Source organism: Allobosea rubneri (genome assembly GCF_032464875.1).
In the GTDB taxonomy this organism is placed as follows: Bacteria; Pseudomonadota; Alphaproteobacteria; order Rhizobiales; family Beijerinckiaceae; genus Allobosea; species Allobosea rubneri.
In genome coordinates this window covers 221,247-241,371 of the sequence record NZ_JAWDID010000003.1, presented here as the reverse complement: position 1 = coordinate 241,371, position 20,125 = coordinate 221,247, and the positions used below count along the sequence as shown (strand labels likewise).

15 protein-coding genes are annotated in these 20,125 nt (G+C 67.1%); 9 read left to right on the top strand and 6 right to left on the bottom strand.

Annotation, left to right across the window (positions count from 1 at the left end; genetic code table 11):
* Positions 1 to 149: 149 nt before the first annotated feature.
* The 7 genes from RKE40_RS03955 (at position 150) to RKE40_RS03925 (ending at position 9,077) form a co-directional block, all read left to right on the top strand.
* Complete coding sequence (locus tag RKE40_RS03955) at positions 150 to 962, top strand: IclR family transcriptional regulator (protein ID WP_316016929.1); 813 nt, start codon at positions 150 to 152, stop codon at positions 960 to 962.
* 41 nt (positions 963 to 1,003) lie between these two features.
* On the top strand, positions 1,004 to 1,918 hold the full coding sequence (locus RKE40_RS03950; protein WP_316016928.1) for a LysR family transcriptional regulator: 915 nt from the start codon (positions 1,004 to 1,006) through the stop codon (positions 1,916 to 1,918).
* Between the two features lie 148 nt (positions 1,919 to 2,066).
* Positions 2,067 to 3,707 carry a hydantoinase B/oxoprolinase family protein gene (locus tag RKE40_RS03945; RefSeq protein WP_316016927.1) on the top strand — a complete coding sequence of 547 codons (1,641 nt, stop codon included), beginning with the start codon at positions 2,067 to 2,069 and terminating at the stop codon, positions 3,705 to 3,707.
* A gap of 16 nt (positions 3,708 to 3,723) precedes the next feature.
* Entirely contained in the window at positions 3,724 to 5,790 is a 2,067-nt protein-coding gene (locus RKE40_RS03940; RefSeq protein WP_316016926.1) for a hydantoinase/oxoprolinase family protein, read from the top strand.
* A gap of 147 nt (positions 5,791 to 5,937) precedes the next feature.
* Positions 5,938 to 6,981 (top strand): TRAP transporter substrate-binding protein, encoded by a 1,044-nt coding sequence (locus tag RKE40_RS03935; protein WP_316016925.1) that lies wholly within the window; start codon positions 5,938 to 5,940, stop codon positions 6,979 to 6,981.
* 189 nt (positions 6,982 to 7,170) lie between these two features.
* Entirely contained in the window at positions 7,171 to 7,791 is a 621-nt protein-coding gene (locus tag RKE40_RS03930) for a TRAP transporter small permease subunit (RefSeq protein ID WP_316016924.1), read from the top strand.
* On the top strand, positions 7,791 to 9,077 hold the full coding sequence (locus RKE40_RS03925; RefSeq protein WP_316016923.1) for a TRAP transporter large permease: 1,287 nt from the start codon (positions 7,791 to 7,793) through the stop codon (positions 9,075 to 9,077). The genes RKE40_RS03930 and RKE40_RS03925 overlap by 1 nt, the downstream gene beginning before the upstream one ends.
* 87 nt (positions 9,078 to 9,164) lie before the next feature.
* On the opposite strand, the gene RKE40_RS03920 is transcribed toward RKE40_RS03925, so the two are convergent.
* Complete coding sequence (locus tag RKE40_RS03920) at positions 9,165 to 9,932, bottom strand: AraC family transcriptional regulator (RefSeq protein WP_316016922.1); 768 nt, start codon at positions 9,930 to 9,932, stop codon at positions 9,165 to 9,167.
* Between the two features lie 258 nt (positions 9,933 to 10,190).
* On the opposite strand from RKE40_RS03920, the gene RKE40_RS03915 reads away from it, so the two are divergent.
* Entirely contained in the window at positions 10,191 to 12,377 is a 2,187-nt protein-coding gene (locus RKE40_RS03915) for a TonB-dependent siderophore receptor (RefSeq protein WP_316016921.1), read from the top strand.
* Between the two features lie 4 nt (positions 12,378 to 12,381).
* On the top strand, positions 12,382 to 13,566 hold the full coding sequence (locus tag RKE40_RS03910; RefSeq protein WP_316016920.1) for an ABC transporter substrate-binding protein: 1,185 nt from the start codon (positions 12,382 to 12,384) through the stop codon (positions 13,564 to 13,566).
* Between the two features lie 43 nt (positions 13,567 to 13,609).
* On the opposite strand, the gene phnE is transcribed toward RKE40_RS03910, so the two are convergent.
* The 5 genes from phnE to RKE40_RS03885 all read right to left on the bottom strand — a co-directional run bounded on the left by phnE (position 13,610) and on the right by RKE40_RS03885 (position 20,007).
* Positions 13,610 to 15,235 carry a phosphonate ABC transporter, permease protein PhnE gene (gene phnE, locus RKE40_RS03905; RefSeq protein ID WP_316016919.1) on the bottom strand — a complete coding sequence of 542 codons (1,626 nt, stop codon included), beginning with the start codon at positions 15,233 to 15,235 and terminating at the stop codon, positions 13,610 to 13,612.
* A complete protein-coding gene (gene phnC / locus RKE40_RS03900) occupies positions 15,232 to 16,020 on the bottom strand; it encodes a phosphonate ABC transporter ATP-binding protein (protein WP_316016918.1) in 789 nt (262 codons plus the stop codon). Before phnC ends, phnE begins: the two co-directional genes overlap by 4 nt.
* Before the next feature lie 20 nt (positions 16,021 to 16,040).
* Positions 16,041 to 17,042 carry a phosphate/phosphite/phosphonate ABC transporter substrate-binding protein gene (phnD, locus tag RKE40_RS03895; RefSeq protein ID WP_390893220.1) on the bottom strand — a complete coding sequence of 334 codons (1,002 nt, stop codon included), beginning with the start codon at positions 17,040 to 17,042 and terminating at the stop codon, positions 16,041 to 16,043.
* A gap of 146 nt (positions 17,043 to 17,188) precedes the next feature.
* Positions 17,189 to 18,286 (bottom strand): ABC transporter ATP-binding protein, encoded by a 1,098-nt coding sequence (locus tag RKE40_RS03890; RefSeq protein ID WP_316016916.1) that lies wholly within the window; start codon positions 18,284 to 18,286, stop codon positions 17,189 to 17,191.
* A 2-nt stretch (positions 18,287 to 18,288) separates the two neighbouring features.
* Positions 18,289 to 20,007, bottom strand: coding sequence for an ABC transporter permease (locus tag RKE40_RS03885; RefSeq protein WP_316016915.1), 1,719 nt, complete (start codon positions 20,005 to 20,007; stop codon positions 18,289 to 18,291).
* Positions 20,008 to 20,125 lie beyond the last annotated feature (118 nt).

Below are 20,125 nucleotides of genomic sequence, written 5' to 3'. Positions count from 1 at the left end.
GACCTGTTCTCTCAGCCTGACGGGATCGCACCCGATCATGCGCCGATTGGCAAGCTCCATGCCATTGAAAGCGAGAGTCAAAATTCGTGTCAATGATTGACATGCCGTGTTGTCAGACGACACGATAAGGCTGTGATGGTGGACCGGTCGTGAGCACAGCCGATAGGGTGAAGGAGGGGCGGGCTGCCCGCCTGCCGCCAGGTGTCCCGATCGTCCGGGCGGTCGACCGCGCGATCGCGCTGCTGCGCGCCTTTCGTCCCGACCAGTCGCGGCTGGGCCTCAGCGAGCTCGCGCGACAGGTGGGGCTCGACAAGGGCACGACGAGGCGGCTGCTGCAGACGCTGCAGCTCAACGAGCTGGTCGAGCACGACGAGCGCACGCAGACTTATGCGCTTGCGGTCGGTCTCGCCGAACTCGGCAGCGCGGTCACGACTGGGCGTGAACTGCGCGACATTGCCGGCCCCTATCTGACCGAAATCGCCGAGAAGACCGGCGCCACTTCTTTCCTCTGGGTCCATGTCGCCGGGCGCGGCCTCTGTGTCGACCGCGTGCGTGCCTCGCTGCCGCATGTCGACGCGACCTGGTTTGCCGTCGGGGCGCAGGCACCCCTGAATTGCGGCGGCGGCCCGCGCGTGCTGCTCGCCTATCTCGATGACGAGCAGCGCAGGCTCGCGCTGTCGATCGAAATGCCCAGGCGCGCGCCGGCGAGCCAGACCGATCCGGAACTGCTCCGGCGCGAGGCTGAACGGATACGCGCGCAGGGCTGGGAGCTGGCGGCGGATGATTTCTTCATCGGCCTGACCGGGGTGGGCGTGCCGATCTTCGACAGGTCGGGCGCGCTTGCCGGCGCGCTCAGCATCTCGTCGCTGACCTCGATCGTCGCGCCGGACGGCCATCCGGCGCATCTTGACGCTCTGTTCGATGCGGCCAGGCGTATCGGCAGCAAGCTCCTGCCGGCCTGAACGGGCTTGGCGGTTCCGGCTCCGGGCTGTATCAGCCAGCCATGGAACTGAGGCATCTGCGCTATTTCGTCGTGCTGGCCGAGCAGCGCCATTTCGGCCGTGCGGCCGAGATCCTGCACATGGCGCAGCCACCGCTGTCGCAGCAGATCAAGGCGATGGAGGAGGAGCTTCAGGTCACGCTGTTCGACCGCAGCGTGCGCCCGATCGAACTGACGCCAGCCGGCAAGACGCTTCTGCGCGAGGCCCGCCAGATCCTGCAGCAGATGTCGCGCGCCCAGGCGATGACCAAGCGCGTCGGCCGCGGCCAGGAAGGCAGCCTCGTCATCGGCGTCACCGGCTCGGCGGCGGCGGAGTTCCTGCCGCCGATCCTCGAGGCCTTCTATGAGCGCTGGCCGGATGTGACGCTGTCGCTGCGCGAGATGTCCTCTCCGGCCCAGCTGCTGGCGTTGGAGAAGGGCGAGATCCATCTCGGCTTCGTCCGCCCACCGATCCTCGACGACAGCCTCGGCATCCGCCTCGTCCATCAGGAGCCGTTCCTGGTCGCGCTGCCGGACAGTCACTCGCTGGCTGCCTCGCCTGCGGTCCGCCTCGCCGACCTCAACGGGGCGGCGCTGGTGATCTTCGACCGCGACGAGGCGCCGGGCTTCCGCGACCTGATCATGCATCTGTGCCAGAGTGCCGGCTTCTTTCCCGGACGCGTCCAGGAAGCGCACCAGATGGTGACGATCCTCGCTCTGGTCGCGGCGCGGGTCGGGGTCGCGCTGGTACCGCGCTCGGCCAGGCATCTCACTCCCGAGCGTGTCGTGCTGCGGCCGATCCTCGACGACACGCCGCTGATCGAGCTCTACGCCGCCTGGCCGCGCGACCGGCACTCGGTGCTGATCGAGGAGTTGCTGGCGGTGATCGACGAGGCGCGCATTACCCAGGCAGTCGATCTCGACCCGACGCCGGTATAGTGGCCGGCCGGCGCGATATGCGCAGCGCTATAATAGGATAGAAACTCGATATTGGACCGTGGTCCGAGCCGCCAACTAGCCTCATCGCGTCGGTGTTGCCTCGATAATCATATCGATCCCAGCGCCTTCAGCGATGAGAGGCCGAGGCGTGAGCAATTCCGTAGATCCGATCACCCGATCCGTCGTCCAGCACCGGCTGATTTCGATCGTCGAGGAAATGGGCGAGGCGATGCTTCGCACCTCCTACTCGCAGATCCTCAACGCCAGCCGCGACTTCTCGATCGGCATCTGCGATCCGCAAAGCCGGCTGATCGCGCAGGCCGACCATATTCCGATCCATGTCGGCGCTCTGACCTGGGCGGTGCGCGCGGTCGAGGAGAAGTTCGGCGACGCGGTGCAGCCGGGCGATGTCTACCTGCTCAACGACCCCTATTGCGGCGGCAGCCATCTGCCTGACGTCACCGCCTTCGTGCCGGTCTATGGCGACGGCAAGCGCCTGCTCTGGAGCGTGGTGCGGGCTCATATGGGCGATATCGGCGGCGCGACCCATGGCGCCTACAATCCGCAGGCGACGGAGATCTGGCAGGAAGGCCTGCGCATCCCGCCGATCCGCCTCGCCGAGGCCGGGCGGATGCGCGAGGACATCCTCGACATGTTGGCGCTGAACGTCCGCTTTCCCCGCGATTTCCGCGGCGATCTCGCGGCGATGATCGGCGCGGCCCATCTCGGCGAGAAGCGGATCGGCCGGCTGTTCGCCGATGTCGGCACCGAGACCGTCTCTAATGCGATCGAGGCGGTCCTCGACGGCGCCGAGCGCCAGTCCCGCGCCATCGTCGAGAGCTGGAAGGACGGCGTCTATCACGGCGAGGCGCTGCTCGACGATGACGGGCGCGGCCGCACCGACATCAAGGTGGTCGCCAAGGTCACCAAGCGCGGCAGCGATCTCGAGATCGACCTGACCGGCAGCGATCCGCAGTCGAAGAGTTTTGCCAACTCGCCCCATGCCAACACACAGGCGGCGGTGGCGATGGCCTTCGCCTATCTCGTCGATGCCGAGATCCCGAAGAACGATGGCTGCTTCCGGCCACTCTCGGTGAAGCTGAAGCCGGGCACGATCGTCTGCGCCGATAACAATGTGCCTGTGACGCTGTGCACCACCCATCCCGCCAACGAGATCGTCGAGGCGGTGATCCGCGCGCTGAGCCAGGCCTGCCCCGACCGCGCGATGGGCGGCTGGGGACGACGCTTCCGGATCTCGATCACCGGAGACAATCCGCGTACCGGCAAGCGCTTCATCTGGCACATGTTCCACGCCAGGCCGGGTGGCGGCGGCTCGCCGCGCGGCGATGGCTGGTCGGCGGCCGGCGAATGGCATTCGGTCGGCGGTATCAAATTCGGCAGCATCGAGGTCGCCGAGGCGCGCTTCCCCTTGCGCTTCGAGAGCCACGAGTTCCGCCCAGGCTCCGGCGGTGATGGTGAGCATCGTGGTGGGCTCGGCACGAGCATGGACCTCGTGGTCGAGGTTCCGGCCTATGCCCATACTGCGGGCGAGGGCGCCAAGCACGGTTCGGCCGGCATGCTCGGAGGGCAGGATGGCGCGCCGCATGACTACCGGATCGTCTCCGGGGACAGCAGCCGTGCCTTGAAGACCAAGGAGTTCGGCATCGGCATCGCGGCGGGCGACCGGCTCGAGATCCGCTCCTCCGGCGGCGGTGGCTGGGGCGCGCCGGAACGGCGCTCCGCCGAAGCGCGCCAGCGCGACATCGACACCGAATTCACGAGCGCCTGAGCGGAGCCCACGCGTCATGACCAAGCTTTTCCGCGTCGGCATCGATGTCGGCGGAACCTTCACCGATCTCGTCGCGATCGACGAGGCCGGCGTCACCACCTTCACCAAGTCGCCCTCGACACCGCAGGACCAGTCTATCGGCGTGCTCAACGGCCTCGCCGATCTGGCGGGGCGGGTCGGGCTCGACCTGCCGGGCTTCCTGGCGGCCATCGAGCGCATCGTCCACGGCACCACGGTTGCGACCAATGCGCTGCTGGAAGGCAAGGGTGCCAAGGTTGGCCTGCTGACGACGCAGGGCCATCGCGACGTGCTGGAAATGCGCGAGGGGTTGAAGCCCGAGCGCTATAACCTCCTGTTGCCGCCGCCCGACCCGCTGGTGCCGCGCCAGCTGCGGCGCGGCGTCAAGGAGCGCGTCGCCTTCGACGGCAGCATCTCCGTGCCGCTCGACACAGGTTCGCTCGATGCAGAAATCGCGCGCCTCAAGCAGGAGGGCGTGACTTCGGTCGCGGTCTGCTACCTGCATTCCTACCGCAACGCCGCGCATGAGCGCGAGACGGCGCTGGCCTTGGCGGAAGCCCTGCCGGAGGCCTTCATCTCGCTGTCGAGCGAGGTGCTGCCGCAGATCAAGGAATATGAGCGCGTCTCGACGACCGTCGTGAACGCCTATGTCGGTCCGGCCGTGCGCAAATATCTGCAGAGCCTCGAGACGCGGCTGGAGCAGGCGGGCTTTGCCGGCTCGCTCTTCATCATCCTCTCGCATGGCGGCATGGCGCCGCTGCAGGAGGCCGCGCGGCTTGCCGCCGCGACGGTGCTTTCCGGCCCGGCCGGTGGCATTGCCGGCTCGCGCCGCGTCGCGGAGCTGATCGAGACCCGCAATCTCGTGCCCTTCGACATGGGCGGCACCAGCACCGACATCTCGCTGATCGAGGATGGCGAGATCGCGCTTTCAGCCGAGCGCGGCCTCGCCGGCCAGCGGATCGCGCTGCGCAGCCTCGACATCGCCAGCATCGGCGCCGGCGGCGGCTCGATCGCCTATGCCGATGCCGGCGGCACCTTCCATGTCGGCCCACGTAGCGCCGGCTCGGTCCCGGGCCCGGCCTGTTACGGCAATGGCGGGGAGGAGCCGACCGTCACCGACGCGAACGTGCTGCTCGGCTATCTCGGCGCCGAGACCTTCATGGGCGGGCGTCGCAAGCTCGACACCGCCGCGGCGGAAGCCGCGGTCGACCGGCTCGCAGCCCGCCTCGGCATCGACCGGATGCACTGCGCCGCCGGCATCTACCGGCTGATCAATCTGAAGATGGCCGACGGCATCCGCCTGATGACGCTGCGCCGCGGCGTCGACCCGCGCGGCTACACCCTGCTCAGCTTCGGCGGGGCCGCGGGCCTGCACGCCGTCGAGGTGGCGCGCGAGATGGAGATGCGCCGGGTCGTGGTGCCGACCGTCGCCTCGGTGCTCTCGGCCTGGGGCATGCTCGCCAGCGATCTGCGCTACGAGGTGACGCGCAGCCATCTCGGCGACATGGCGCAGCTCGACGGCAAGACGCTGCGGGCCGCGTTCGAGGCGCTCGAGCGCGAAGCGTCGGAGCATCTGACGGCCTGGTTCAAGGGACCGCTGCGGATCGAGCGCTCGGCCGAGATGCGCTATGGCGAGCAGATCTTCGAGGTCGACGTGCCGCTCGACGGGCTCGATCTCGACGATGCGGGGGCGATGACCGCGCTGGTCGAGCGCTTCCACCGCCGGCACGAGGAACTCTACACCTATTGCTCGCCCGGCCAGGAAGTGGTGCTGGTCAATGCCCGCGTCGCGGTCGTCGGCCTGGTCGAGCCGCCGCGTGACGAGCCGCGCGTCGCCGCGGCCGGCGGGGCACCGGAGCCGGCGAGGATGCGGCGTGCCTTCTTCGGCGAATGGCGCGAGGTCCCGGTCTTCCGTTTCGAGACCCTGGGCCCCGGCAACGAGGTCGAGGGCCCGGCGATCGTCGAGGCGGAGACGACGACCGTGGTGCTGAATGATGGGGACAGATTGAGCGTCAACGGGCTCGGCTGGCTCGATATCGCGCTGAAGCCGCGGCCGGGTGCTTGAAACCCGGCCAGTTCGCCGCTTTCGGTGGCATCATATGCGCAGGCTAATAATCGCATACGAACTGGGTATTTGACGGACAAACTGCCGAAATTTCAGGGTATTCCGCCAAGAACTCGGAAGACTTCAACCAAGAAGAGGGGTCGTGTCATGTCCGTCCTGAACTGGCTCGGGGGAGCCTTAATCACTGCGGCCGTGGCCGTAAGCGGCCAGGCCGCCGCGCAGACCAGCCTCAAGGTCGTGGCGCCCTGGTCGAACCTCAACGCCTATGGCAAGGTCGAGCAGCCCTTCTGGTCGAAGAAGTTCGGCGAGCTGACCGGCGGCCAGGTCACGGCTCAGGTCACCTCCTATTCGGAGCTCGGACTGTCCGGCGTCGAGCTGCTGCGCCTCGCCAAGCTCGGCGTCTTCGACATTGCCCATATCGTTGTCGGCTATTCGGTGGCGGACGATCCGGTGATCGAAGGCCTCGAGCTCTCGACCCTGATCCAGGACATTCCGACCGGCCAGAAGGCGCTGGACGCCTACCGCCCGGCCGTCGCCGAGACGCTGCTGAAGAAGCACAACCTCGTCCTGCTCGGGGCCTATCCCAATCCGAGCCAGGTGCTCTATTGCCGCGAGCCGGTGAAGAGCCTCGCCGATCTGAAGGGCCGCAAGGTCCGCTTCTATGGCGCCAGCATGAACGACTTCATTTCGGCTGCGGGCGCGGTCGGCGTCAGCGTGCCGCTGGCCGAGGTCGTGCCCTCCCTGCAGCGCGGCGTCGTCGATTGCGGCATCACGGGCACGCTGACCGGCTATTCGTTCAAATGGCCGGAAGTGACCAAGAACCTCTACACCATGCGCTTCGGCTGGGGTCTGACCCTGATCGCCGCCAGCAAGGCGAAGTGGGACGCGCTGCCGAAGGATCGGCAGGAGGCGACCCGCAAGGCCGTCGGCACGCTCGAGCAGGAACTCTGGGCCCTGGCGGCCTCGGACGACAAGGCAGGGCTCGACTGCAATACCGGTCGCGCCGCCTGTGCATACGGTGCGCCGGCCGCGATGGCCCTGACCGAGCCCTCGGCGGCCGACGAAGCCGAGCGCAAGCGCATCCTCCAGGATGTCGTCCTGAAGAAGTGGGCGGCGCGCTGCGACAAGGCCTGTGTCGAGCAGTGGAACGCCACGGTCGGCAAGGTCGCCGGCGTCACCGCGGCTCCTTGACGGTTTCCTCGCCCGGCGCGTCATGCGCCGGGCGAGATCGCTTGTGGGCGCTGGCAAGCGGGCATTGCCAGACGGGCCGCGATCCGGTCTTTCGCCCTGGCGCCAGCCGGATGGCTGGCGCGGCCCCACCAATCGCATCGCAGTGCTGCTGACCCGATGCGAGCGCAATCAGCACGAGGGAAGAGATTGATGGATCCGGTGACGCGCCCGCAAGGGCGAGAGAGCGGCGCGCTGGGCCGGCTGGACGATGCCCTGCGCCGCCTCGCGCGGGGAATGTTGCTGGTCGCCGGCTGGGGGCTACTGCTGCTCGGCATGCTGGTCGCGGTCGATGTCGCGGCGCGCAACACGATCGGCCGCAATATCGGCGGCGTCGACGAGATCGCCGGCTACATCTTCGCGATCGGGATTTCCTGGTCGCTGGCCGAGGCCTTCTATGCCCGCAGCCATGTCCGGATCGACTTCCTCTACCAGAAGGCGCCGCTGCGCCTGCGCTCCCTGCTCGACGTTCTCTCGATCCTGGCGCTGGGCTTTGCCGCCGCCTTCCTCGCCTTCAGCGGCTGGCTGGTGGTGTCCGGCTCCTGGGGCATGGGCTCGCGTTCGGCGAGCGTGCTGCAAGTGCCGCTGGTGATCCCTCAGGCGCTCTGGTTCGCCGGGATGGTCGTCTTCCTGGCGGCGCTGCTGGTTTCCTCGCTTCAGGCCTGCCTTGCCCTCGCCGCCGGACGGCATCCGGAGCTGGCGGCGCGCTTCGGCATCATGTCGGCCTCGGAAGAGGCCCAGGAAGCGCTCGGCGCTCGTGAGGAGAAGGCCTGATGCTCGCCAATGCCTCGCTTCTGCTGGCCGTCCTGATCGGTGCGAGCCTGCCGATCGCCGCGACGCTGATCATCTGCGCGCTGCTGCTCAGCTCGATCTATTCGCCGCTGCCGCTCTTCCTCGCGGCTTCCGAGATCTTCTGGAAGGTCTCGACCGAATTCACCCTCACCAGCGTGCCGCTGTTCATCCTGCTCGGCGAGATCCTGCTGCGGGCCGGCATTGCCGAGCGCATGTACGGCGCCGTCGCGCTCTGGCTCAACCGCCTGCCCGGCGGCCTGCTGCATGCCAATATCGGCGCCTCGACCCTGTTCGCCGCGACGTCCGGCTCCAGCGTCGCGACGGCCGCGACGATCGGAACGGTGGCGCTGCCCGAGGTGCGCCGGCGCGGCTACAACGAACGGCTCTTCCTCGGCAGCCTCGCCGCCGGCGGCACGCTCGGCATCCTGATCCCGCCCTCCATCCACCTGATCATCTACGGGATGATCACCAATACCTCGGTGCCGAAGCTCTATCTCGCCGCGGCCATTCCGGGCCTGCTGCTGGCGGTGCTGTTCTCGCTGATCATCGTCGTGATCTGCATGGTCAAGCCCGGCTTCGGCGGCGAGCCGATCAAGGCGACCTGGCGCCAGCGCTTCGTCAGCCTCGTCGATCTCGTCCCGATCCTGCTGCTCTTCGTCGTCGTCATCGGCTCGATCTATGCCGGCTTCGCGACCCCGACCGAGGCGGCCTCGCTCGGCCTCGTCTTCGCGGTCGTGCTCGCCTGGTGGTATGGCAAGCTGTCGCTGGCGCTGCTGCATGAGAGCTTCATCGGGGCGATGAAGGCGACGGCGATGATCATGCTGATCGTGCTCGCCTCCTATTTCCTCAACTTCGTGCTCTCGGTGATCGGGCTGTCGCAGCAGCTCACCAGCTTCATCTCGGGGCTCGGCCTGTCGCCGCTGCAGACCATGCTGGTGATCATCGCCTTCTTCGTGGTGCTCGGCTGCTTCCTCGAATCGCTGTCGATGCTGGTGACGATCACGCCGCTGGTCGCGCCGATCGTCATCGGCCTCGGCTATGATCCGATCTGGTTCGGCGTGATCCTGACGATCCTGCTCGAGCTGGCGCTGATCACCCCGCCGGTCGGCATCAATCTCTATGTCGTCCAGGCGATCCGCGGCCGCGGCAGCATCCAGGACGTCATCGCGGGCTCGGCGATCTTCGTGGTCAGCATGTTCGCGCTGATCGGGCTGCTGCTCGCCTTCCCGGACATCGCGATGTGGCTGCCGACGCATTTCGGCGAGTAGCTCCGCCCTTTCCGGTCGGGTAGCGCATCCGCGCTGCCCACAAGGGCGGGTGGCTCCCCGCATTGCCGCCGGCACCGGCGGGGTCGCTCAGCTGCGTGCGCGCAGTGTTTCCGGCATGGTTCGCCGCATCATGTCGCGCAGAGCGTTAGGACTTTGGTACCCCGCCGTGCGCGCCGCTTCGCGCAGCGTCATGCCGTCCGCCTGTAAGGTCAGTGTGTAGAGCATGCGCAGGCGGCGGCGCCATTCGGCGAAGCTCAGGCCGGTTTCCGAGCGGAAGCGCCGGGTGAAGGTCGAGCGGCTTACGCCGACTGCGTCGGCCCAGCCATCAAGATCGAGGTCGAGAGCCGGCTTCTGGACCATGTCGCGGCAGAGCTTCTTGAAGCGCGGGTTCTGCGGCATGGGCAGGGCGATCTGGATTTCCGTGGCGCTGCGGATCTCCTCGACGATGAGGGCGGCGAGATGGCCGCCACGTCCTTCGACATCGTAGAGTTCCGGTCCGCTGGCGAGCGTGCGCAGCGCAACGTCGAGCAGTTCCGAGACGGCGATGACGCGGCATTCGCTCGGCAGCGCCGTACCGAGGGTCTCGTCCATCAGGAAGGCGGCGCGCATGTCGCAGCAGCCATAGCCGGCGAGTTCATGCGGAACATTGGCCGGAACCAAGAGCGCATGCCCTGCCGGAGCAGTCCAGGTCCCGCTCTCCGTATGCAGCACCAGCAGGCCGCCTGAGGCGTGCAGGATTTCCGTCCGCCGGTGGCTGTGCCAGCGGGTCCGCGCCCCGCTGTGGAAGGCCTGGTGGAAAGCCACGACGGGGCGCGGCGCTTCCTCGTAAAGCGGCAGGCGGTCGACGGTCGGCAAGGCGCTTTGACCCGATCGCGGTGATTTTTCTGGAACTGGCACCTGGGCGACCAAATTTGACCCGATCCCGATCGACTCTGAGCCACGGCCGAGAATGGGGCGAGGTTACAATATAAGTGGTTCGGCCTAGTTTAAAATACATCTAAATTAGGTCCGTTCCAAGAATAATGTAGCGACAACGAAAGCAACTCAAGAGTGGTTTGGGCAAAAGAACTTATGGCCGGCGGATTTGGATCGAAGCGCAGTGCGGATCTTTCGATGCCCGTGCGCCTGGCAGGGACATATGGTGCGTCCATTGCGGCGCTGTTCATCCTGTCGATGGAGCCGGCACAGGCGCAGGACGCTTCCGGGCAGATCCGGCTCGACACCATCGAGGTCCAGGGGCAGGGCGAAACCGGGACAGGCCCGGTGAACGGCTATGTCGCGACCCGCAGCACAACCGGAAGCAAAACCGACACGCCGATCCTGGAAGTCCCGCAGACAATCAACGTCGTCACCGCCGACCAGATCCGGGCGCAGGGGGCGCAGAGCGTCAGCGAGGCGTTGCGCTACACTGCCGGCGTGCGCACCGAGCTCTATGGTGGCGCCTCGCAATTCGACAGCTATACTCAGATCCGCGGCTTCAAGGGCGACCTCTTCCTGGATGGCATGCGCCTGCCGGACGGCGCGGCGACGGCCGACTGGACGACTTCGGTGATCGAGCCCTATGGGCTCGAGCGCATCGAGGTGCTGAAGGGGCCGTCTTCGGTGCTCTATGGCCAGAGCGGGCCGGGCGGTCTCGTCAACATGGTCAGCAAGCGCCCGCTGGCGACACCCTTCCGCGAAATCCAGCTCCAGACCGGCAGCCATGGCCGAGCGCAGGCAGCCTTCGACTTTTCGGGGCCGATCGATCCGCAGGGCCAGTTCCTCTATCGCCTGACAGGACTCGGACGAATCTCGGAAACGCAGACCGACTTCATCGACGATAATCGCCTCTTCATCGCTCCGGCCTTCACCTGGCGGCCGAGCGCGGACACGACGCTGACCGTGATGGCGCAGTACATGCGTGAGCGAGACGGCAAGACCAGCTTCAACTACCTGCCGAGTTCCGGCACGCTCTACCCCAACCGTGTCAATGGCCGCCTGCCGTGGAACCGCTATGCCGGCGAGCCCGGCTTCGACCGTTTCGATCGCGATCAAGGCTCGGTCGGCTATGCCTTCGAGCATCGCTTCAACGATAGCCTGAGCTTCAGCCAGAACCTGCGCTATACGCAGAACGACATCTATCTGCGCGCCGTCAACCGCAATGGCGAATTGCTTGCCGATAATCGCACGCTCAACCGCGCCGCCTTCCGGATCGACGCTGCCGCGCGCGCCCTGACCCTCGACAACCGGCTGGAAGCGAAGTTCGGCACCGGGCTGCTTTCGCATACCGCCTTGCTCGGCCTCGATTACCGTAACGAGACCAGCGAGTACGATGTCGGCCGCGGTCCGGCCGCCTCGATCCAGATCTTCAACCCGGTCTATGGCGCGGCGATCGCCGACCCCGGCATCAACTTCCAGCGCAAGGACGCGGAGCTGCGCCAGCTCGGCTTCTATGTACAGGATCAGATCAAGTACGAACGCTGGATCGCGACGCTCTCGGGCCGTTACGACATCGCCGACACCAAGACCCGCACGCATACGCTGACGACCAATGCACTGGTGCGCTCCAAGGCGAATGACCGCGCCTTCAGCGGCCGCGCCGGGTTGAGCTATGTCTTCGACAACGGCATCGCGCCCTATGTCAGCGTCTCGACCTCCTTCCAGCCGACCGCCGAGACCGATTTCTACGGCAACGCCTTCAAGCCGCTGACGGCAACGCAGTACGAGGCCGGCATCAAATACCAGCCGAGCTGGATCAACGCATCGCTGACCGCGGCGGTGTTCGACATCCGCCAACAGAATGCGCCGAGCGCCGACCCTAACCCGGCTCACTCCTTTGCCCGCGTGCAGCTCGGTGAAGTCTCGGTGCGCGGCTTCGATATCGAGGCGCGTGCACAGCTGACCGAAGGCCTCGGCCTGATCGCCTCCTACGCCTTGCTAGACCATGAGGTCACCAAAAGCACGGTCGCGGCCGATATCGGCAAGCGCCTGCCGGCGACGCCGATGCATCAGGGCTCGCTGTGGGCCGATTACACTTTCCAGGGCGGGGCGCTTGCCGGGCTCGGCTTCGGAGGTGGCATCCGCTATGTCGGCAGCACCTACGACACCAACAACACGGTTCGGATTCCATCCTATACGCTCGTCGACGCCAGCCTGAGCTATGATCTCGGCAAGCTCGCGCCGGCGCTGGACGGCGCGAAGCTCGCGGTCGTCGCCAAGAACCTGTTTGACCGCTACTACGTCTCGCAATGCGGCAACGTGCCGGGCTGCACGCTCGGCTCGCGCCGCAGCGTATTGGCGACCCTGACTTATCGCTGGTGAGGTCATGAGCGAGATACATGCCCGGGTCATGTGGGCAGCAGCCGCCAGCCGACTCCGATCGCATCTCGTCGCCCTGCTCGCGCTACTGGCCGTCGCCTTGGCGCCGGCCGGCTTGCCGCTGGCGCAGGAAGCCGCGCCCGGCCCGATCCGCGTCACCGATATCGCCGGGCGCGAGATCGTGCTGGCGCGGCCGGCGCAGCGCATCGTGCTCGGTGCCTGGGTTAGCTTCGACGCGCTGTCGCTGCTGCATCCCGACCCGGTCGGCCTGCTCGCCGGCTGGGCCGAGGGTGGCGCCAACGCGATCCAGCCGGCGATCCTGCGGGAGCGCTTTGCCGCGATCGACAAGGTTCCCTTGATCGGCCGCGGCTCCTTCGAGTCCATTTCGGCCGAGGCGGTGATCGCGCAGAAGCCCGATCTCGTTCTGCTCAGCCGCTTCGACGCCTTTCGCTATGGCGCGGAGGCGCCACCCGCCATCGCCCAGATCGAGGCTGCCGGAATACCGGTCGCGATCGTCGATTTCTTCCTCGACCCGCTGCGCAACACTGCGCCGAGCCTGCGCATCCTCGGTAAGCTGCTCGGCCGAGAGAAACAGGCGGAGGCCTTTCTGGCCTTCTATGGCGAACGCCTCGCCGGAATCGAGACGCGGTTGCAAGCTGCTGTCACGTCCCGCCCGTCGGTCTTCCTGCATGCTTTCGCAGCGCGGCCGGAATGCTGCTTCTCGGCTGGGCCGGGTACGATCGACGGCTTCATCCGGCTCGCCGGCGGCCACAATATCGGTGCGGAGAAGCTCAGCGCGCCGGTCGGCCAGCTCAGCCGCGAGTTCGTGCTGACGCGCAATGCGGAACTCTATGTCGCGACCGGCATCTCGGAGGGCATCGATGGCAGCGGGTTCGTGCTCGGCCCGGGCATCTCGGCCGAGCGTGCGGCCCGGGGCCTCATGACGCTGCTCGAGCGCAACGACCTTGCCGCGCTCGGAGCCGTGTCGCGCCGGCAGGCTTTCGGGCTCTGGCACCTTTTCGTGCATACGCCCGTCCACATCGTCGCGATCGAGGCGCTGGCGAAATGGACGCATCCTGATCTCTTTGCGGGGATCGAGCCCCAGGAAACGCTCGACGAGATCAATCGTCGCTTCCTCGCCGCCCCGCTGCGCGGGACGTTCTGGACCGGCCCGGTGAGGCCGGCTCCGTGAAGTGAGTTCCGGCGCCACTGCGCCGGAACTCATGGGGCCAGTGTCAGATGACGCGGGCGCGGATCACGGAGGTCACGAGTTCGGTCACGACGACGACAGCGAAGATCACCACGAGGACGAGGCCGACCTGGTCCCAGTAGAGATTGTCCATCGCCGCCTGCAACGCGACGCCGAGGCCGCCGGCGCCGACGAGGCCTAGCACCGCGCTCTCGCGGACATTGATGTCCCAGCGGAACAGGCTGACGGCTAGGAAGGCCGGCTTGACCTGTGGCCAGAAGCCCTTGAGCAGCACGGCGCGACGCGGCGCGCCTGCCGCCCGCAGCGCCTCGATCGGACCCGGCTTGGCCTCCTCGATCGCCTCGGCCAGGAACTTTCCTGTGAAGCCGATCGAGTGGACCGCGACGGCCATGACGCCGGCGAGCGCGCCGGGGCCGAAGACCGCGACGAAGAGCAGCGCCCAGACCAGGGTGTGCACCGAGCGGGTCGCGACCAGGATGAAGCGGCCGAGCGTGTTGACCCAGATCGAGGTCGATACGTTGCGGGCGCACATCAGCGCGACCGGCGTCGCCAAAAGGATCGCGAGGATCGTGCCGAGCGTGGCGGTGTGCAGCGTCTCGACCAGCGCGGTCTGCACCGTGCTGGCATAGTAGCTCCAGTCGATCGGCCACATCCGGGCGAACAGGTCGGCCGTCTGCTGCGGCGCGTCGTAGAGGAACTCCGGGATGATCTCGATGGTCTGGAAGGACCAGCCGAGCGCCAATGCGGCGATGCCCCAGAAGGCGAGCCGCAGCGTCCGCTCCGTCGTGGTGAAGCGGTGCCAGATCGGGCCGGCGGGGCCGCGCTTGACCTCGCCCGTCGGCGCCTCGTCCTGGTAGATCCGGCGCATGAAGGCCGAGAGCACCTCGCCCGCCATCACGGCCGCGATGATCGCGATGATGATGGTCAGCACGAAGTCGTAGTCGAAGCGCTGGAAGGCGGTGAACAGGGTGGCGCCGATGCCGCCGCCGCCGACGAGTCCGACCAGCGCCGAGTTCCTGAGATTGGAATCGAGTTGATAGGCGGCAAAGCCGATGAAGCGCGGCAGCACCTGCGGCACCACGCCCATGATCACCACGGACAGGAAGGGCGCGCCGGCGGCCCGCAGCGCCTCGATCGGCTTCATCGACATTTCCTCGATCGCCTCGGCGATCAGCTTGGCGATGAAGCCGAGCGTCGCGACGATGAGGGCGAGGATGCCGGCGAGGGCGCCGAAGCCGACAGCCTTGACGAACAGGATCGCGACGATGACCGGGTGGAAGGTCCGGCAGAGGGCGATCAGGCCGCGCGCCGCCACGGTGACCGGCAGCGGCATCAGGTTGCGGGCGGCGAACAGGCCGAGCGGCAAGGCGAGCAGCACGCCCGCGCCGGTCGCGATGATCGCGATCTGCAGCGATTCCAGCATGCCGTCGAGCAGGAGCTGCATCTTGTCGGCGGCGGTATTGGGCGGGAACATCCGCCCGAGGAAGCGCGCGCCGTTGTCGAGGCCCTGAACGAAACGCTCCCAGCGGATGTCGAGGATCTGCGCGGCATAGGCGACATAGGCCAGGAAGAGCACCGCGGCGATGCGCAGCGGCCAGTTCGGCGGGAAGGCACGGCTGCGCAGGCTGCCGGTGGCGGGAAGCGCGCTCATTCCATCCAGCCTTCGCCGCCATAGATATCGGCGAGATGGGAATCCTGCAGGCCGGCAGGCGGGCCGTCATAGACGATCAGGCCCTTGGACATGCCGATGATGCGGCGTGCGTAGCGCTTGGCCAGCGCGACATTGTGGATGTTGACGAGGACCGGGATGCCGCGGTCGCGGCCGACCTCGGCGAGCAGCTCCATGATCTCGACCGAGGTCTTGGGGTCGAGCGAGGAGGTCGGCTCGTCGGCCAGGACGAGATCCGGCTCCTGCATGACGGCGCGGGCGATGCCGACGCGCTGGCGCTGTCCGCCGGAGAGCTGGTCGGCCCGGCGGGTCGCGAAATCGCCGAGGCCGACGGATTCGAGCAGGGCGAAGGCGCGGGCGATGTCGGCTTCCGGGAAGCGCCGGGTCCAGCTGCGCCAGACCGGGACATAGCCGAGCCGGCCGCAGAGCACGTTCTCGATCACGGTCAGCCGCTCGACGAGATTGTACTCCTGGAAGACCATGCCGAGGCGGCGCCGCGCCTGGCGCAGCGCATCCCCCTCGAGCTTCGCCAGATCGACGCCGTCGAGCATGATCGAGCCGGAGGTCGGATCGACCAGCCGGTTGATGCAGCGGATCAGCGTCGACTTGCCGGTGCCGGACGGGCCGATGATGGCGACCGTGCCGGGCTCGTCGATGGTCAGGGAGATATCGCGCAGGACGGGCTGGCCGGCCCGGTATTCCTTGACGAGATTGCGGATGATCAGCGTCCGGCAAGTGCCGGACGCTTCGTTTGGCAGGGCGCTCATGAGATGCGGCTGCTTTCCGATCAGGGAGCCTTGGCCGGCGCGGGCTGCGCCTTCTTCTTGGCGGCGGCATCGGCCTCGCGCTTCGACTCGGCGTCGTAGGCCGCCTTGTTGTAGGGCGTGCCCGATTTCTCGGCGACGTCGCGCACGATCGCCCAGTCCTTCTGGTAGGTGATCGGCAGGAAGCGGTCGTCGCCGTTGAACTCCTTGGTCATTTCCGGCGTGAAGCGGAAGGAGAAGAAGCAGTCGGTGAGCTTCTTGGCGAGCTCGGGCTTCAGATCGTGGGCATAGGCGAAGGACGAGGTCGGGAAGACGGCGCTACGATAGATCTCGCGCGTGTCGTCCTTCTTGATCGTGCCACGCACGATCATGCGCTCATAGACGTCGCCGGCGACGGCGCCCATGTCGTAATCGCCCGAGACGACGCCGAGGATCGACTTGTCATGGCCGCCGGACATCAGCGGCTTGTAGTCCTTCTCGGCTTCCAGCCCATGCTCGGGGAAGAGCACGCGCGGCGCGAGATTGCCCGAGTTCGACGAGGGCGAGGTGTGGGCGACCTTCTTGCCCTTGAGGTCGGCGAGCTTCTGGTAGGGGCTGTCTTTCTTGACGACGGCGACGAGGTTGTAGCCGCGCACGCCCTCCGCGGAGCCCTTGGCGGCGAAGGGGATCGCGCCGGCGAGGTTGACGGCGAAGCCGGTCGGGCCGGTCGAGAAGCCGGCGAAATGCAGGCGGCCCGAACGCATGGCCTCGATCTCGGCCGAGTTGGACTGGACCGGGTAATAGACGATGCGCTTGCCGGTGCAGGTCGCGAGATGGTCGGTCAGCGGCTTGAAGATGTTGGCGTAGACGGCGGGGTCCTCGACCGGGGTGTAGGCCCAGACCAGCGCGGAGGGATCCTTCAGCTTGGAGGCATCGGTCGGGACGTCGGCGACGAGATCGTTGTTCGCATCGCAGTAATTGGTGTCGAGCTGGCCGCGGTTGGTGCAGCTGTCCTGCGCCTGGGCAGGGATCGCGGTCGACGCCATGAAGGCGAAGGCGAGCGGGGCGGCCGCGGCGAGGCGGACAAATTTCAGATCGAACAAGGCGTCTTCTCCCGTTGGACAGGCTCCTCGCGGAGCCGTGCTGATAACATGTGACACAAAATCGTCATAATCCAGCCGTGGCCGGTAGCTCAGGCGGCCAGCCACATCAAGGCGTGCCGGGGCAGCGTCAGCGTCGCATCCGTGCCGATCTCGTGGAGATCGCTGCCCGACTGAAAGGGCAGATCGACCGAGACCTCCGAATTGCCGATGCGGGCGCCGTAGCGGACGCTCGCGCCGAGGAACTCGCGATGCACGACACGGCAGGGCAGGGCAATCAGGCCGGGTGCGGCGGCGCCGGCCGCGACGAGGCCGGCATGCTGCGGCCGGAAGACCAGGCGGGCGCCTTCGGGCACCGTGCGGTCGGCCGGAACCGGGACGGAGAAACCGCCCTCGATCTCGAAGACGCGGGTCTCGCCGGAGCCGGTAACCTTGCCTTCGAGGATGTTCGCCGTCCCCAGGAAATTCGCGACGAAGAGGTTGGCGGGCCGCTCATAGAGCGCCATCGGCGTGCCGACCTGCTGGACCACGCCATCGCTCATCACGGCGATGCGGTCGCAGATCGTGTTTGCCTCCTCCTGGTCGTGGGTGACGAAGATCGTCGTCAGGCCGAGGCGCTGCTGCAGGTCGCGCAGCTCGCGGCGGACCTGGACGCGCATCTTGGCGTCGAGATTGGAGAGCGGCTCGTCGAGCAGCAGCACCTTGGGCTCGACCGCAACGGTTCGTGCCACGGCGACGCGCTGCTGCTGGCCGCCCGAGAGCTGCGAGGGCCGCCGGTCGGCGAGATGGGCGAGGCCGACGAGGCCGAGTGCGGCCTCGACGCGGCGCTCGACCTCGGCGCGCTTCACACCGCGCTCTTCCAGCCCGAAGGCGACGTTCCGGCGCACCGTCATATGCGGCCAGAGCGCATAGGACTGGAAGACCATGCCGACATCGCGCTTCCAGGGCGGCAGGTCGGTGATCTCCTTGCCGCCGATGCGGACATGGCCGGTATCGGCCTGGTTGAAGCCGGCGATCAGCCGCAGCAGCGTGGTCTTGCCGCAGCCGGACGGGCCGAGGAAGGCGAAGAACTCGCCCGGCCGGATCGCCAGATTGACGTCCTTCAGCACATGGTTGGTGCCGTAGGACAGGTTGACGCCTTCGATGTCGACGGAGACAGCCGGCGTGGTCAGGGAGACGTTTGCGTTCATGGTCAGTGGCCCATTCCCTTGGCCTTCTGGCTGCGTTCGATGATGAGATGCGAGAGGAAGGTGCAGGCGGCGACGAGGATGACCGCGACGACGCCGAGCGCGGCGCCGGGCCCCCGGCCGGCGGCCGACTGCATGAAGACGTAGAGCCCGTAGGCGAGCGGCGCGTCGGAGTTCGACTGGACCAGCATCAGCGTTGCCGAGAGCTCGACCGCCGCCGTCGAGAAGGAGGTGACGAAGCCGGCGAGGATGCCGCCGGCCATCAGCGGGACGACGATGCGGCGCACCGTGTGCGCCTTGGTGGCGCCGAGGTTTTCCGCCGCTTCCTCTAGCGAGACCGAGATCTGCTGGAGCGCCGCATAGCAGGCGCGCAGCGCATAGGGCAGTCGCCGGATGGCGAGCGCCAGCACGATGGTGATCCAGAGCGAGGCCAGCGGCGTGCCGTCGGGCAAGGTGACGCCGTAGAAGGTCCGCAGGTACCCGATGCCGAGCACGACGCCGGGGATGGCGAGCGCCGCCGAGGCCATCCAGTCGAGCCATTCGCGGCCGATCAGCTTGGTGCGCAGCACGAGATAGGCGATCGCGACGCCGAGCACGATGTCGATGCCGCCGGCGAGGGTGGCGTAGATCAGCGTGTTCTTGATGTAGACCGAGCTCTCGCCGAAGACGCGGCCGTAATGGGCGAGCGTGAAGGCGTCGGGCAGCGGCGAGTACGACCAGATCGTCGCGAAGGAGAGCAGCAGCAGGCCCATATGCGGAGCCAGCACCAGTGCCAGGATCAGGAAGACGGTGCCATAGCCGAGCACGGCCTCCCAGCGCGTCATTTCGCGCTTGGCGAGCCCGCCGCCGCCGCGCTGGGTGGTGGCGTAGTCACGCCCCTTCAGCGCCCGCGCCGAGAGCCACATGGCGGTGACCGAGGCGACGATCAGCACGACCGAAATGACGTAGCCCATCGGGTCGGCGATGCCGATCGAGGTGACGCGCAGATAGGCCTGCGGCGCCAGCATGTCCTTGACGTTGAGCAGGAGCGGCGTCGCGAGATCGTCGAAGACCTTGACGAAGACCAGCGAGGCGCCGGCGAGATAGCCGGGCATGGCGAGCGGGAAGACGATCCGCCGGAACAGCCGGAAACCCGAGGAGCCGAGATTCTGCGCGGCCTCCTCCATGGCGCGGTCGATATTGCGCAGCGCCGCCGAGAGATTGATCAGGATGAAGGGGAAATAATGGACCGACTGGACGAAGATGACGCCGTTCAGCCCTTCCATGAAGTCGATCTTGAAGCCGAACCAGTCATCGAGCAGCAGGTTGATCGAGCCGTTGCGGCCGAAGAAGAGCTGCATCGCGACGGCGCCGACGAAGGGCGGCATGATCAGCGGCAGGAAGCCGAGCGTCTGGACGATGGCGGCGCCGCGGAAGACGAAGCGCGTCGTGAGGTAAGCCAGCGGCAGGGCGAAGACCGAGGCCCAGACCACCGACATCGCCGAGACGTAGAAGGAGTTCCACAGCGAGCGCATGAACAGCTCGGTGCGGAAGAAGTCGTAGAAATTGACCAGGGTGAAGGTCGAGGTGCCCTTCTCGGTGAAGGCGACGTAGATCACCGTCGCCACCGGCAGCACCAGGAACATCAGGAGGAAGGCGGCGATGGCGAGCGCCAGCGCGATCTGGCCGGGCGTGGCCGATAGCGTCTTCCGGCGCGGGAGTGCCTTGGCAGGTATGGCGGTCATGGTGGTCCTGATCGTCGGCCGAAGGGCGGGCCGTCATCCCGGCCGCAGCGAAGCGGGGCGCCGGGATCCATCGGAGGGAACTGCGTTCGACGATGGATCCCGGAGCTGCGCTGCTACG